Below are 15,348 nucleotides of genomic sequence, written 5' to 3' on the forward strand. Positions count from 1 at the left end.
GTGCTGAGGTTTTCGACCTAAACGCCTCCACCTCGACCTCGACCGTCAGCTCCGCGAGTGCGCTCCTGTCTCGCGTCTGCCCAACCGGTCAGGCAAGCGCCTTCTCTATTGATGAAATGAGCTGCGGTGACAGAGTTTTGGCGTAAGTGGCAGATACATGTCCGTTGGTGTCGCGATAGACGATGACGTCGCCGATGACCGCGGGACAGGCAGCCTGATCACAGAACGATGCGGTCATATCGAGCAGTGTTGCACCGGGAAGCTGCCGCGCCGCACCTATGAGTGGATCGGGGGTCGCCAGCGCGACCTCACGAGGTGTCGAGCAGTTCCCCGTGTTGTCGCTGCCGCCCAGAGAAACGCGAGTGAGACAGTTCAGGGTCTCCTCTGGCACAGCTGGGTTGTCGGCAACGACGAGAACCTTCGTGCCTCGTGATGCCACCGGTCTCCAAGCGGCGAGATACTGGTCGACGTCTCCGAACTCCCTGCTCGCCGAAGTGATCACGAGGTCGTACCGCTCGCTGAGCAACTTATCCTGCATTTGCGGCAGAACTGTCTTGTCGCAGTCACCACCCGAGCGGATGACCCACTGGCATCCGTTGCCAACGAACGTGGTCATGCTCCATCGGTTTTCACGCAGATACGGCGATAACGCCGGGAGAAGCATGGCGGCATGGGAATCGCCGACCACCGCGATTCGTCTCGCATTTGGACCGTCGTAGCCGTAGACACAGTTGCGGAGCTCACGGCCTTGTTCCCGATAACAGCGGTAAGCGCCTTGAGTATCGTCCGCGAACGAATCGATTCCCGGCAGGAGTGGTTTGGACGGATCCCGTAACGGACATCCGGGAACTTCCAGGGCCGCGGCACCTAGACATGAAGGTGCATCGTCCTCCCGTGGGGCAACATCGGCGACAACAAGCTCCTGATTGGCCTGCGATTGGGCACTTCGCTGATCAGCTGATTCGACGACCAGGGCACCCATCAGAGCCGCGACTCCCAGGAATGCACCGGCGGTCACCCATCCGGTTGTTGCGCGCCACGGCAATCTGCCGCGGCTGCGCGAATCGGACTCGAGCCACGACGACCGACGAATCGGATTCTCGTACAGGTGAAACGTCACGACGGTGAGAACCGCTGTGGTGACGAGCGCGGTCAGGTAGTACGGACCTCCCTCGGGTATTACTGCCGCGAGCAACACGATCACCGGCCAGTGCCACAAGTACAACGTGTAGCTCACTTCGCCTACGTACACCGACGCCCGATTGGTCAGATGCGGAACAGCCCGTTCCTTGACCCCGATGAACGCAGCGATCACCAGCGCCGTCGACAGCACGGGTAGCGCTGCGCCCGGCCCGGGAAAAGTGCTGTCCGCACTTATCAGGAAGAGCGAAGAAAATACCCCGGCCAGACCGACGTAAGAAAGGAACGGCCTGATCTTCGAAGGGATACGAGCAAGAACAGGGGTACAGATCGCGAGCAGTGCGCCCACTCCGAGTTCCCAGATACGTGTAAAAGTCGAAAAGTACGCGGCGGTGGGAGACGCGAACGATTGCCAACAAGCCCACCCGAACGATGCCAGGCAGATCGCGCCCATCGCCGTTGCGATCCATGCCTGTCTTTTCGGGGGGTAACGTCGCCCTCGCCTCGAGAACCTTCTTGTGGCCGCGAAGAGCGCCACCAGCAGAACCGGCCAGACGAAGTAGAACTGCTCCTCGATCGACAGTGACCAGTAGTGCTGTAGCGGTGACGGGGGCTGGCCTTGCGCGAAGTAGTCAGTCCCGGTCCTTTCGAACCGCCAATTCGACAGGAAGATGGTCGCCCAGAGCCCGTCGATGAACGCGCCCTTCGCTCTTGTCTCGGTCAGTAAGACATAACTGACGATCACCGTTGCGACGATGACCAGCATCGCGGACGGGATGATCCGACGCGCACGATGCACATAGAACTTGCGGAACGACAGCTTGCCGGTTCGCGAGCGCTCTCTAATCAGAACGCCTGTGATGAAGAAGCCCGACAACACGAAGAACACGTCAACGCCGACGAATCCGCCTCGCGGCCAACCGAACAAGTGGTCGGCCACGACCGCCAGAACCGCGACCGCACGCATGCCCTGGAGGTCCAGGCGGACATGAGAGCGACGGGCGTGCGATGCTGCCGATCGCTCCTGCGCAGGTGATTCAACCGTCACAATGATTCACTCCCCGGCGTTACCCTCGAACCCCACCCGATAGCTTCGGTGATGCCTAGGTCGTGGATCCGGTAGCAGTCCCCACGCGAGGAACGTCGCCTTCGACACTCGCCTGATCCCGGGCAGGAGCCACGTGCTTGCCCGTTGCTCGCTCCCTCCCGGCCATCTGCTGTTCATAGGAGTAGTAGACATACCTCGAGTCATGAGCCGAGACGTCGTTGAGAACTATGCCCAAGATCGACGCCTGTGCGGTACGGAGCGAGGAAAAGGCGGTTGTCAGGTCCTGAGATCGGGTTCGTCCAGCACGAACAACCACCAATGCTCCGTCTGTGAACTGCGACAGGATCGCTGCGTCGGCAACCGGGAGTACCGGCGGTGTGTCCACGATGACGAAGTCGTAGCTTGATTGCAGGGCCTCGATACCGTCCTTTGCCCTGTGAGATCCGAGTAGCTCCGCAGGGTTTGGCGGCAGAGCGCCGGCGACCAAGACGTCCAATCCATGTACCGGACCTGCCTGTACGAAGTCGGAAATCACGCCGTCTCCCCGCAGGAAGCTGGTCAGGCCCACGGCTCCGGTGAGACCCAGACGACGAGCAATAGAGGGGCGTCGCAAGTCTGCGTCGACCAGCACCACGCGGTTGCCGTCCTCCGCCAGTGCCGCCGCAAGATTCATCGACGTGGTCGTCTTACCCTCGCCCGGCCCGGGACTGGTGACCAGGATGCACCTCGGCGGTTCGTCCACCCGCACGAAAGCGAGGTTGGTTCGCAGACGCCGGTAGCCCTCAGCCGCCCGGGACGAACCAACCGAGAAGTCGATCACCGGGTTGCCGTCCAGATTGTTCTCCGAGGGGACCTCGGCGAGCACCGCGGACGACACACTCCGTTGCACTTCGTCGCCGTTGCGGAGCCGAGTGTCGAACCGCTCCCGCAACACCGCGATGAGAAGACCCAGCACCAGTCCAACCAGGACTGCCAGCACCGTGTTGCGTGCCGTACGCGGCGAGAAGGGTTCGTCCGGCTGAACAGCCGGCGACACGACTGTCAACTTCGCGAGTGGCTGACTTGCTTCATTCGGCTGCTCGAGCGTCGTCACGTACGAGGTCATCGCCTCGGCGACACCGTTGGCGAGCTGGGTCGCCAACGCGGGATCACTGTTCTCCGCCGAAATGCGGAGCAGCACGGTGTCCGGATTGCTGGTCGCAGAAAGCGACTCGCGAGCATCGTCGATACTCATCTGAAGGCCGGAGTCGTCGAGAGCCTCTCGGATTATCACGTCCGAGTCGACGAGTTCCGCGTATGAAGCGACGCGCTGTTGCGATGCCAGCGAGCCCTGATACGCACTCTGCGCGTCTGCCTCAGTTCCGGATGTCACGTAGAGCTTTGCTGAGGACACATACAACGGGGTCTGCAACAAGCAATAACCCAACCCGAGGCAGCCGATCACCGCGCCGGACAGCGCAACAATCCACCAGTTTCGCCTGACAAGAAACCGCAGATGGTCCATCGAGAACGAGCGCGCCGTCGGCGCGCCGTCCGGGGCGATATTGCTACTCGTCAAGGTCTTCCTCCAACTATTCGACTTTTTCATAGTTCGTCTGCGCATGCGATCGATATGGACCATCGATGACGCAGAATCGCTCGTCGGCTCCGGCGATACTGCGTGTCACTCCCTCAGCGAACTATGAAGCGCGCTCATGCACAGAATGTACGGGCTCTGGGGTATCAGAACGAAACGGTGGCAGAATAAACGCTTTCAAAGCCAACTCCTTGAGGTGGCGACGCAGTTCTGGGCTGACACCTCCGGTCTGGTCAACAACCTTCCCGAGACGTTCGAAGAATATTCTGCTGACGTCAGAGTCGACTTCGATCGCGCCGTCTGGACTGCGCAAATGCTCGTAGAGGCCTGCAACCTTGCCCTGGGTTGAGAGGGTCGATGACGGCGTCCCCGACAGTGACGCCAAGACGGCCAGGTGCATACGTCCAGTCAAAACCATCAAACCTCCACGGCACACCTCGTACACCTGCGACGGCGTGAGCAAGTCATTAACGAGAATAATGCCGGGGTCGTCAAACCGCGCGGCGAGATCGCGGAGATAGACATTGTCACTCTTTGTCGCGCGCACGACGTGAGGGAGCAGAATAATCGAAATTCCGGCTGACCTGAGCCGTTCCACAACTCGAACGTAGTGCCCGATCAGGTCGGCATCACTCCCGACGAGACCGCTCATGTTCAGCACTACGAACTCGACCTCTGCGGTGACAAAGTTATGAAGTTCAGTGGGAAGGGTCCGATATGACGCGGCGAGGTCTGGTGCCGGATGGGCGAATACTATGTCGGCGCAGAGGCCGGCCTTGCCCGCAACACCGGCAGATACCATCCTCGACTGCGACACCGGGTCGCGCAGCCACAGATCCGCATGCTTGTTGACGATCCGCGCTGCCGTCAGGCACGAGGGACGGGCGCGGTCGCTCCAACTGAAGCCCAGCACAGCTGCTGGCACTGACGCGCGGCCGAACAACCCAGTGACCGACCACCGATTGAGCGAGGCGACGAGGTTGTAATTGCCGTCCATGATGTCAGCCCCCACCAGCATCACCCTGGACACGCCGTGCGTGAGAGTCCCCAGCTCGAAAACATCGCGCATGTGACCCGCGCCCAAACCGTAGATGAGCTCGGGGAGCGGAACGACTTCGACGTCAAGCGGATTCAACCAGTCGGGAATCTGAAAGTCGTTGACCGATCTGACCACCAATGTCACCGGCCCAGACGCGTTCCACACGGCCGATTCGACCAAGGCTTGGTCACCGATGTTGCCGCCGCCCGGCGGCGCCACGATGAGAACCCTGCCTCCCTGGCGCCTATCACCTCGGTGGCCGATCCCCGACTGTCTCTTCACTCTGCCCGCCGCAAAGACGACGCGATTCAGCCCGTGGATCGCGAGGAAGGCCAGCGGCTGGTCCAATAAGGCGCGGGCGCCGGCCTTCAGACTCGACAGCAGTGACTCAAATGCAGACCTCAACATTTCAGACGACGCTCCTCTGCCCGAATCAGGCGGGTTGCAACGACGGATGACGCACAGGTCCTGACACCGGTCCCGATCGCAAGACCTACCTGCGATCCGCCGGCTCCGCCCAGGAATGAACCCACTGCGACCGCCAATAGCGTGAATGGCGCCGCCACGAGTTTGACGACGGATGACTTGGAAACTTGCCCGATGGCGCGAAGCGACAAACCTGGTCCAACGCTCGCAGAATTGAGCGCGAGGGCCAACGCGGCCAGAGGAAGAATGGAAAGTGCGGCATCGGTTGACGAACCACCGATTGCTGCCAGCCATGAATTCGGTACCGCCGTCACGATGAGCAGATAGGCGGCGACGACACCGAACACGACGCCCGCCAACGCGAACGGAACGATCCTCAGCCGCTTGATGTCTCCCCTGGCAGCAGCTCTCGCGCACAGAGGCCCCAGCGCGAAGATCAATCCGACGAACAGAACCGAGGCGGGAGTGAGGAGCAATAGCGCAACCCGAACCTCGCCCGCAGCGTCAAGCCCGGAGACAGAACCTACGATCAAGATCGAGATCTGTGTGAGGCCACCCGCCACGATGTAGTCGAGCATGTAGAAGCTTCCAGGTCGGCGCAACCGGCGGACCCAGGACCGCACATGGTCAAACGGTAGCCGGAAGCCATAGCCTCGAAGGCCGACGATAAATGCGGCCACAGCGCCCAATCCCCATGCGCAGATCATCGACCACAGCGAATTGACTTGGATGAGCACCACCAAGAGCGCGGACTGAGTCAGCAACCACGCCCCCTCCGCAGCGAATGCTCGGGTCAAGCGACGCTCTGCGACGAGCACAAAACGCAGACAGTCCTGGGCGGCCGCAAGCGGAGCGAAGACGACGAACACCAGCACCGCGGTCCGATAGTCAGGCAGCAAGACCAGTAGGAGCGGCAACACCGCGAGCGCAGCGATCGCGCCGAGGACCAGAGAGCTGGCCACTGCTCCACGGGCCCTCGCGCTCGGGTCCATGTCCGCGACTGTGCGCTCGCCGAACGACACCGGCTCACCGGTATACGCGCGCACGAGTCCGACGAGAATCCCCGCAATCGACATGATGACCGCGTACACACCGACGGCGTCGGTCGTCATCGCACGAGCGACAGCCATGGTCAGCAAGAAATTCGACGCATTCGAACAGACCTGCACGCCAATAGCGAACGTAAGGCGGCCCGCTCGGCGCTGGTTCGCCAGCGTTGTCGCAACGCGCGTTGAGGTCATCAGGGGTGCCGTCCTGAAGCCTGGTTCGGTCCGCGCAGCGTGACAAGCGGGCCTGAACCGATCAGCGCTGCCACGACGACCAGCAACTGTGACGATCCGGCGTCCCGCATGTACGGGTGGATGAGCATCGCCACCACCATCACTGCGGCGAATACGAAAGCGGCACGCCGTGATGCGTCGAACTGTGAGTCTGGCGCGCCGGCACGTCGAGACCGACCGAATCGCAGCTGGTACATGAGGCTCGCGTACATCGCGATAAACCCGACGAAGGCGAGCAGACCGCCGGCGACCAGCACGGAGATGTACTGCGATTCGACGTACGCGAACACGCGGTCAGTGCTTCGTATAGGTCCGTGGCCGAGTAGGACGTTGTCCAGGAAGAGGGGTAGGTAGTCTTCTCTCCAGACTTCGATTCGAAAGGCTATAGTCTGCGGGAGGATCGAGTCCTGATACGTCGCGGATTGCTGCTCTTCGAGCCGCCGTGAGAAAAGGTCACCGAGTGGCGTGAACGCGGTGACGGCGACCGCCACCAGAAGCGCCCACGCCGCGACTCGAGTCGAGCGGCGAATACCCACCGCGATGAGACTGGCTGCGGCAGCCACCAGGACCATGTCGAACGTCAACGCAGAACCTAGTCCGGCGACAATTCCTACGGCACAGAACAACTGGGTGAACTTGTGATCGAAGACACTCTGGCCGCGTGCCCAACCCACGACAAGCAGAACAAGGGCGAGGGCCATGATGCTGGCGAAGGCGTGCCATGAATTGAACAGTCCGATGCTGCGACTGATCTTCCAGTCGAGCGGTTGCAGAATCCGTTCGCTACCCGTGAGTGCAGCCGTCATCGACAACACCGGCGCGACACGCAATGCCTGCAATAGCCCCAGCAGACCCATCAGCGCACAACCGATGAGAACGTAGCGTATCGCCAGTCGCGGCAGTCCCGGCAATGCCCTGCCATACGAGGCGCCGAAATAGATGGCCAGAAGCGCCAACGGTCCAAAGCACACGGATGCGAAACTCAGATTCCCCAATGTGGGATCGAGGAATTGGTGGTAGGCGGTTGCCACGAACAACGCAAGGATGTAACCCAAGATTCCGATTGCGAGCGGACCTGCTGAGTTCACCTTCGCACCCGCTACGACGAACCCAAGAATGAGGAGCAGTGCGACGATCTCGGACAGCTTCAGTCCGGGCACGACGAGCCCTCGCTCGGTTCCGGATAGCAGCGGCATCAGTGCGATCAGGACTGCGATGCAATGAGTCCAGGGCGACACGACGCCCGCTTCTGCCACCGCCTGAAGCTGATTGTCTTTCAACCGAGAAGGATCAACTGTCCCGGTGTCTCCGCTTGTGTGTGAGGGTGGCGCACTCATCGCTTACCTCGCAGTGAGGGCGTGCGGCGCCCACCGAAGGGGGCCCGTGCTTCAGCGGACTTCACGACCCGACGCAATTCGTCGATCGCAACCGACTGGTCTGCTCGTACCTCCTCGAATCGCGTCCGTGCAAATCCGGCGAGTGCGTCGGCATCCCTCAACGCACGGGTGACGGCCTCCGAGATCGCTTGTGGATCAGAGGGATCAACATAGATCGCGGCGTCAGCATGGAAGTCACGCAATACTTCGAAGTCGGAGGTGACCTGAGGTTTGGCCGCGGTTATCGCCTCATATCCCGCTCTCTGCATCGTGTGTTCTCGCGTCGTCAGCGCAATCACCACGTCGCAGTTCGCGAGCTCTGCCTCGTAGTCCTCATCCGTGAGGTATCCAGTGAACAGCACGTTGGTCGGCGCAGCGTGTCTTATCGATAACGGCGCCTTGCCGGTGAATCGGAACTCGATCTCGTCGGTGACGAGATGCCCTGCTGCGAACAGTAGTTCGTCGATAGGCTCGTCGTTTGCGTACCCCAGTGGACACAGGACGACATTGGGTTTGTGCGCGAACGGTCGACCACCAGGCTCAGGCATGCGTTCGGGCAGCGGATCGTGGAGAACGATTGCTTCGACACCCGCCCGGTTGCACTGCTGCTGCAGTGCGGAATTGGTGACGATGCACGATCCCCCCCGCAGAAGCGCGAAGGTCAGCTTCAAGAACGGTCGCCATTTGGGGTTGAGAAAGGCACCGGTGTGAAGGTCGGCGATGACCGGGAGACGCGGGAAGCAAACTCGAACAAGCACGAGCAACGGAAATGGCGGAAGCATCAGAATCACCGAACTAGGCCGCTCCCGTCGGAGTTCGCGCACAGTCTCGATCGCGGCGTATAGGTACTTCGTCGGGAAAGACCTTCGCGCAGTCGCTTCGGACAGGAAGATCGCCTTGATGCTCAGCTCTTCGGCGATCGCCCTACTACGGCCATGTGTTCTCACCCAACTGACGATCATGAGCTGACCCCCTGCGAAACGATCCTCTTTCCGACCGCTCGCTGGATGTCCTCGATTCCGAGATCCGGAGCTTCGACGACCTCGGCGAGACCCAGACGACCGACGAGACTCGCGATCTGGATTTGGTGGTCGTCGACATGCTCCCCCCGTGAGCGGCGGCGGGGGACGACGACAGGGTACTTACCGAGTTCGAGGATCCGCATGATGCTGCCCACCCCGGCGTGAGTGATGACAACGTCTGCGGCGAGAATGTTCTCGTCCATTTCTTCGCTGCCCAGCGCTCTGTGTACCTCGCCGGGGACGTCCTCCCGAAAACTGGAGCCGAGCTGCCACACGGTACGAGATAGATCGAGTCCACTACTGAGCAGGGAGTCGATGAGCGGATCCAGCCTGTACGGCCGAATCGTTCCCAGAGTCACAAACAGTTTCGGCGAAGTGCGGGTGTCCGCTTGCACAGCTGATCCGTCCTGCACGCACTCGTACGAGTCGAGCACGGTCCTGCGATGCCGCCACCTCGCGGTTGACCAGGCTGGGTGTTGAGTCTCCAGGTCAACCAGATGTGTGGCCGCCAGCATACGACCAGTGAGCGAAGGACCGTCTGTGCGAGACACGCTTTCGATGTACAGTCCGCGAATCCCATGCCGACGAGCAGCTAAGAGGCCGGGTAGCGCAAGCGCCGCTCCTGTACTGATTGCCTGGTCGAACGGCCCGTGCCGCGGGAGTTCGCGTGCGAGCTGACGGTAGACGGTCCACGCTGTTCGAGCATCTCTCGGCTCGATGTACGGCACATAGAGGACGTTGCGGCCACGCAGGAGTGCGCGACTCTGCGTCGTGTCAAAAGTGATCCACAGCGAACTGTCCGACGCCCCCAGACTTTCCGCCAGTCTGTCCAACTGGGCGAGGTGGCCTCCGGTCGACGCGATCAAGAGAAGACGCCCGACAGCGGATCTCTCAGAACTTCTCGGCGACTCCTGCTGTTGGGTCATCGAGCGCCTCCAAGTGCGATTGAATCCCCCGACTCAAGCGGCAGCTTGCCGTCTTGCAGGTCGGTGGGAAGGAAGTTCTTGAGGCGAGCAGGGACGCCCGCGTAGAAACCATTGGGCTGCAGATCGTCTACCACCACCGCTCCGGGAGCGACGACACACCCTTCCCCGATCGTCACCCCTGGACAAACCGTTACCGAGGCACCCAGCCACGCGCCGGCCCCAACGACCACGGGCTCGAATCGAGTGGGAGTGGCGGCCCTCTTGTGTGATGTCCCGACAGCGTGTGTCCCGGTCATCACCGTGCAGTTCGGGCCGAAATGAACACCGTCCCCCACGGAGATGCCGCCGGTGGGGAAGATCGATACGCCGGTGTTGATGAAGACCCCGTTTCCGATCTCCAGGTTGCGCAGCTCACCGCGGAAGATACCTGACGGGAGGATCCGTGCCTTTCCGATCCGCGCGCCCGCCCAGCGAAGAAGCGCTCTTCGCACGATCGCAGGCACCAAATGGGATGCGCCCGGTCCGTTTATCAACCAGCTGCTCATGTACGCAGCAAGACTTCGTCCGCTCGTCATCGGATCCCCACCCTGTGGCGCCCAGAACGCAACGGAGACACCGTCACACGTGCATCCTCCGCCGGGTGCCCGACAGCGATCATCATGATGACCAATTCATGCTCGGGGAGATCGATCTCGCGCCGAAGGCCACGGTCCTGAGACTTCGTCGCGCTCCAGTTCAAGCAGCACGCGCCGATGCCGCGCGCGTGTAGTGCGTACAACAGCGTCATGGCGTACAGGCCGCCATCGACGTATGCCTGGTTGCGTTCCCCGGGACTCAGCATCGTCCGGAGGTCGTGCGTAACGAGCAAGACGTGACTAGCCTCGTTACCGAACCCCTTGTTTCCATTCTGGTGCTTTAGAATCCGGTCAGCTTCAATGCCTCTGGGTACGATCCGACACATGGAGCCCTGGCGGTTGCACACCGAGGGCGACGTAGACGCGAGCAGTGCCGCCGCTTCGATCTCGGCCATGGGCACCATGTCGTCGGTGTAGCTCCGGACGCTCTCACGCGACGCAACGAACTCGTCGAAGCCCGCGGCGAGTCGCCCGCCTGGAAGCGAGAGTTGCTTGATGCCACCCTCCCGTGCATCTAGGCCCAGGAAAAGGGCGAAGCGCTTTCGGACGTCATCGGCCCACTCAGGCGCAGGCCCGAGCTCAGCGTCGAAATAGTCGAAGTAGTCGTCCACTGCACCCAGCGCCATGCTCTTCGCGTGGACTACGTGGCTGTCGCGGTTGTCAGGCAGTTCTTCAACCGATGCAGCGAGTCGCTCGAGCACCTCACGTCCGAACCAGGGCCGGGGTTGTCTGAGCGCGAGGCCCTTCTCGATTCGGTGCGAATCCATGACGACCCTCGCGCACGTGGAGTGCTCATCGAGCGCGGCGCGACCGGAGAACCTGCGGTAGCGCCGCCAGTCTGCGACATATCCACGCAGCATCTCGAACTCGTCACGCGTTGAGCGTGCGCCGGGAATCTCTGCTATCCGGCTTTTCAGTCTGTTTTTCGTCGAATTCAATGGAATCCTCTCGGCCTCTCGGCCGCGCAAGACACTGCGGCGCATCCCGTCAACGGGTCTGCCGCCGGCCTCGGTCGGTTGTTGTGGATCCCCCCACTACGCGCGGTAAAGCCAACCCGCCCCGCTCCAGTTCTCGGCGTTGAGACAGTTGCGTCCGTCGATGATCTTCCGCTGCCGCACATACGGCTCGAGGTCGCCGGGACTCAGCGTGACAAACTCTTGCCACTCGGTCAGCACCAGCACCACGTCAGCCTTCTCACATGCGTCCGCAGCCGACAGAGCATAGTCGAGGGTGGGAAAGAGCTTCCGCGAATTGTCCATCGCTTTGGGGTCGTACACCGCGACCGACGCACCCTGTAGTTGGATCTGACCGGCAACATTCAATGCCGGGCTATCACGCACGTCGTCCGATTTCGGTTTGAACGCGGCCCCGAGGATCGCAATGCGCTTACCCAAAAGCGACCCTCCACACACCTCACGAGTTAGTTCAACCATTCGCGTTCGTCGCCGCATGTTGACGTTATCGACTTCCCGAAGGAAGCTTAGAGCCTCAGCGGCACCGAGTTCACCTGCCCGCGCCATGAAGGCCCGAATGTCCTTGGGGAGACAACCGCCGCCGAAGCCCAGCCCAGCGTTGAGGAACTTGCGCCCGATCCGGGCGTCGTAACCAATTGCATCGGCGATCGCCTTGACATCAGCGCCAGCTGCGTCACAGACCTCGGCGATTGCGTTGATAAATGAGATCTTGGTTGCCAAGAATGCGTTGGCAGAGGTCTTCACGAGTTCGGCAGTTGGAGGGTCGGTGACGATGAACGGGGTGCCGTCCTCGAGCATTGGAGCGTAGATCTCTCGACACACCGCTTCAGCACGATCACCGGGGAAGGTCCCCAACACGACACGGTCGGGGTGGAGAGTGTCTTCCACCGCGAACCCTTCACGTAAGAACTCCGGATTCCAGGCGATCTCTACACTCACGTCCTTTGCGAGTTCGTCGGCACGCAGGGACAACTTCTCCGCAGTGCCGACCGGAACGGTCGACTTCCCGAGGATCAACGCGTCGCGGGTCAGCAGCGGGACCAATTCTTCTATCGCGGACTCAACATATTGCAGGTCGGCGCTGTATTCCCCCTTCTTCTGTGGAGTTCCCACCGCGATGAAGAAGACATCCGCGAAATCGGCCGCTTCCGCGTAAGACTCCGAGACCGTGAGGACCCCGGAGTCGATGTGACGTTTCAGGAGCTCGGGCAGGCCAGGCTCGTAAAACGGCACCTCACCGGCGGCGAGCTGAGCGCGTTTCTCGGGCACAACCTCGATTCCGAGCACCTCGTGTCCGAGCTCGGCCATACATGCTGCATGCGTCGCGCCGAGGTATCCGAGTCCCAGTACAACCATTCGCATCAGTACGCACCATCTTTCGCTACGACTGCCTTGACCGTCTTCCACAAGATCAGGGCGTCTTGCATGATTGACCAGTTCTCTACATAGGAAAGGTCAAGTCGCACAGACTCTTCCCAAGACAGGTCCGATCGTCCGGACACCTGCCAGAGACCGGTCATCCCGGGCTTGACCAGCATTCTGCGGGCTACACGCCCGTCATACTTCTCGACCTCGTCAGGCAGCGGCGGCCGAGGGCCGACGAGACTCATCGTCCCGCCGAGCACGTTGAGGAGTTGGGGCAGCTCGTCAATGCTGTACCGACGAATGAAGGCCCCGACACGGGTCACCCGTGGATCGTTCCGCATCTTGAACAGAACCCCGGCTCCTTCGTTTTGCGCTTTGAGGTGGGACTTCTGAGAGTCAGCGTCCTGCACCATCGAACGGAACTTCCACATCAGGAAGGGCGTGTTGTTTATCCCGACACGTGTAGCGCGGTAGAAGACCGGCCCCTTGGAGTCAAGCTTGATCGCCAACGCCACGGCCACGAAGACCGGAGCGAGTACCGCAAGGATCGCAGCCGAGCCCAGCCGGTCGACCGCCGCCTTCCGGAAGCGGTTCGCGCCGTCATACCTCGGCTTGTCGATGTGTAGCAGAGGCAGGCCGGCGACTGGGCGAACCATAACGCGGGGTCCGGCCACGTCAGTGACGCCAGGCGAGACGACCATATCTACATCGAGTCCCTCGAGGTCCCAAGAAAGCGCCTGCATCGCGGCGTGCCCGAGCGCCTCCGCTGAGGTCACCGCCACCGTTGTGGCGCCGGACCTGACGACCGAGGTGGAGACGTCGTCGAAAGTCCCGAACACGGGCACACGGGCATCGCCCACAGCGACGGTCTCCCGCGATCCGGAATGGGTGGGTAGGCAGATTCCGACGACCCCGTATCCCAGAGTCGGCTCTTTGATCAGCCTCTCCATCAATGGCACCGCAGAACCGAGATTGCCGACGATCAGCACGTTCTCTAGGTTCTTCTTCTTCAGTCGCTGATTTCCGAGCCTCTGACGCCAGCCCCACCGAGCCAGTACAAGTCCGATCGTTCCGATCGGCAGGGCCAGTGCGAGAAACCCACGCGCGATGTTCAGACGGAAGAGGAGGTCGATCATCGCAAGGACGCCGAAAACAGACAGGCACGCAGAAACGACCCGGCTGTACTCCTGCGATCCAGACCCGGCGATTCTGCGATCGAGAGTGTGGAAGGCCCGAAGGGCCAGCAACCAGCAGATACCCAATGCGACGGACACGATGATTATCGGGGTCTTCGTCGCAGCCACCGGCTCGAGGGCGCTCCCTGCACCGAACCGAACGAACTGAGCGAGAGCTATCGACGCGACTACGATGGCAGCATCGGTCCAGGCCAGTCGCGTCAGGTATCCCTGCATCCAGGAGCGTTCGCGTGCGCGCCCCGCAGAACGGAGTCGCCGAACGCCACCACCCTCCGGACGCCTCAGGGTGTCGTAGGCCTGACTATTGGCCACCGCCTACCTCCTCACGTCTCAAAAGAACTAACTTCTCGAATTCCAGAGCTCAACGACGAGATCTTCGGCCTGCGAGCTTTCGCCATCTCCAGTAATGGCGAGTCGAACCATCGATGCGAGAGTATTTCAGTCCGATCACACTCACAACCTGAGAGTGATAACTGCACAGATCCGAGCGATATTTAATGTGATCGGAAAGTTAACAGAATCTTGCACCCCAGCGCGAAACGACCTTTACGACCCACGCAGGCTGCAACGAGGTTGCAACATCTGAGCCGGAGCTTGGCCGTCGGGATTTGTCAATTCGAGCCAATACTGCTGTCCAGCAACGTATTACGCCTTCCCAGACATGGCCACACACCCGGAGGCGCTCAACCGCCATCCCAAACCGGCGATATGCGATCGCTAATAGTCGGCCGCGAAAGTGGACACAGATTTACACCCGCGAATTCGATCCGGCCGCAAAATCGGACACGTTTAATACAGTGGCTACTTTTGCAGGCTAATGATCGTACGCACTGTTCGAAGTAGCTGCGTCTCCGGTTGGTTCAGAACGGTCATCCGGGGGTCACCGGTTGTCATCATCGCGGGCGTCACGTCGTTTGAGGCGCTTGTCTTTCGGGGTGCGCCCGATGAGACGGCGGCCACATACCGGGTTTTGGTCTCGCAACGGTTCCGTCGACATGCCCATACTGTCCTGATGCCCGACCCGTTCCACGCCCTGGTACTGATGAACCTTCTCTTCGTCGTGGGTGCGTGGTGCCTCGCCAGGCCGAGTTACAGCGCCGCCGCGGTTCTCGTGGCCAACAGTGTGGCGTGGGCGCTATGGAATCAGCCGATCGAGGGCCGGGTGTTGGTCTCGTTCAGCATCGAGCACGGGATAACCGAGTCCGACATGTTGTCGGTGCTCGCTGTGGTGATCGCAACTATCACTATCTACCGGTCACGGGTCAGAAGCAGGCGGTCGGACGAAGAGGCGCTTTCGTCAGCCGGCGATGAGCGACTCAATCGTCGGTAGGGCTCACCGTGGCGC

General features: G+C 61.2%; 12 protein-coding genes. 1 reads left to right on the top strand and 11 read right to left on the bottom strand.

Annotated elements, in window-relative coordinates:
• Positions 1-88: 88 nt before the first annotated feature.
• The 11 genes from AS181_RS21895 to AS181_RS21940 form a co-directional block, all read right to left on the bottom strand.
• Entirely contained in the window at positions 89-2,107 is a 2,019-nt protein-coding gene (locus tag AS181_RS21895; protein ID WP_091344479.1) for an acyltransferase family protein, read from the bottom strand.
• 136 nt (positions 2,108-2,243) lie between these two features.
• The gene (locus tag AS181_RS21900) at positions 2,244-3,746 is read right to left on the bottom strand and encodes a polysaccharide biosynthesis tyrosine autokinase (protein WP_231742651.1); all 1,503 of its coding nucleotides are present in this window, start codon (positions 3,744-3,746) and stop codon (positions 2,244-2,246) included.
• A 121-nt stretch (positions 3,747-3,867) separates the two neighbouring features.
• On the bottom strand, positions 3,868-5,211 hold the full coding sequence (locus AS181_RS21905) for a polysaccharide pyruvyl transferase family protein (protein ID WP_058253602.1): 1,344 nt from the start codon (positions 5,209-5,211) through the stop codon (positions 3,868-3,870).
• Positions 5,205-6,470, bottom strand: coding sequence for a hypothetical protein (locus tag AS181_RS25220; protein WP_058253603.1), 1,266 nt, complete (start codon positions 6,468-6,470; stop codon positions 5,205-5,207). The genes AS181_RS21905 and AS181_RS25220 overlap by 7 nt, the downstream gene beginning before the upstream one ends.
• Entirely contained in the window at positions 6,470-7,789 is a 1,320-nt protein-coding gene (locus tag AS181_RS21915) for an O-antigen ligase family protein (RefSeq protein WP_139114250.1), read from the bottom strand. The genes AS181_RS25220 and AS181_RS21915 overlap by 1 nt, the downstream gene beginning before the upstream one ends.
• A gap of 53 nt (positions 7,790-7,842) precedes the next feature.
• Complete coding sequence (locus tag AS181_RS21920) at positions 7,843-8,847, bottom strand: glycosyltransferase (protein ID WP_082653009.1); 1,005 nt, start codon at positions 8,845-8,847, stop codon at positions 7,843-7,845.
• Positions 8,844-9,341 carry a glycosyltransferase gene (locus AS181_RS25510; protein WP_231742653.1) on the bottom strand — a complete coding sequence of 166 codons (498 nt, stop codon included), beginning with the start codon at positions 9,339-9,341 and terminating at the stop codon, positions 8,844-8,846. Before AS181_RS25510 ends, AS181_RS21920 begins: the two co-directional genes overlap by 4 nt.
• A 488-nt stretch (positions 9,342-9,829) precedes the next feature.
• A complete protein-coding gene (locus AS181_RS24730) occupies positions 9,830-10,378 on the bottom strand; it encodes an acyltransferase (protein WP_231742656.1) in 549 nt (182 codons plus the stop codon).
• A gap of 26 nt (positions 10,379-10,404) precedes the next feature.
• Entirely contained in the window at positions 10,405-11,406 is a 1,002-nt protein-coding gene (locus AS181_RS21930) for a nitroreductase family protein (protein ID WP_175404379.1), read from the bottom strand.
• A 96-nt stretch (positions 11,407-11,502) separates the two neighbouring features.
• Positions 11,503-12,804, bottom strand: coding sequence for a UDP-glucose dehydrogenase family protein (locus tag AS181_RS21935; RefSeq protein ID WP_058253608.1), 1,302 nt, complete (start codon positions 12,802-12,804; stop codon positions 11,503-11,505).
• Entirely contained in the window at positions 12,804-14,315 is a 1,512-nt protein-coding gene (locus AS181_RS21940; RefSeq protein WP_058253609.1) for a sugar transferase, read from the bottom strand. Before AS181_RS21940 ends, AS181_RS21935 begins: the two co-directional genes overlap by 1 nt.
• Before the next feature lie 700 nt (positions 14,316-15,015).
• On the opposite strand from AS181_RS21940, the gene AS181_RS21945 reads away from it, so the two are divergent.
• Positions 15,016-15,333: a hypothetical protein gene (locus AS181_RS21945; RefSeq protein ID WP_058253610.1), complete on the top strand. Its 318-nt coding sequence runs from the start codon at positions 15,016-15,018 to the stop codon at positions 15,331-15,333.
• Positions 15,334-15,348: the final 15 nt, after the last annotated feature.

The sequence above is a fragment of the Gordonia sp. SGD-V-85 genome, assembly GCF_001456905.1.
GTDB lineage: Bacteria > Actinomycetota > Actinomycetes > Mycobacteriales > Mycobacteriaceae > Gordonia > Gordonia hongkongensis.

Bases quoted from the DNA above. Each gene is read 5' to 3' on its own strand.
- AS181_RS21895 (WP_091344479.1), bottom strand. From the start codon at position 2,107: ATGCGTGCGGTCGCGGTTCTGGCGGTCGTGGCCGACCACTTGTTCGGT.
- AS181_RS21905 (WP_058253602.1), bottom strand. From the start codon at position 5,211: ATGTTGAGGTCTGCATTTGAGTCACTGCTGTCGAGTCTGAAGGCCGGC.
- AS181_RS25220 (WP_058253603.1), bottom strand. From the start codon at position 6,470: ATGACCTCAACGCGCGTTGCGACAACGCTGGCGAACCAGCGCCGAGCG.
- AS181_RS21920 (WP_082653009.1), bottom strand. From the start codon at position 8,847: ATGATCGTCAGTTGGGTGAGAACACATGGCCGTAGTAGGGCGATCGCC.
- AS181_RS24730 (WP_231742656.1), bottom strand. From the start codon at position 10,378: ATGAGCAGCTGGTTGATAAACGGACCGGGCGCATCCCATTTGGTGCCT.
- AS181_RS21935 (WP_058253608.1), bottom strand. From the start codon at position 12,804: ATGCGAATGGTTGTACTGGGACTCGGATACCTCGGCGCGACGCATGCA.
- AS181_RS21945 (WP_058253610.1), top strand. From the start codon at position 15,016: ATGCCCGACCCGTTCCACGCCCTGGTACTGATGAACCTTCTCTTCGTC.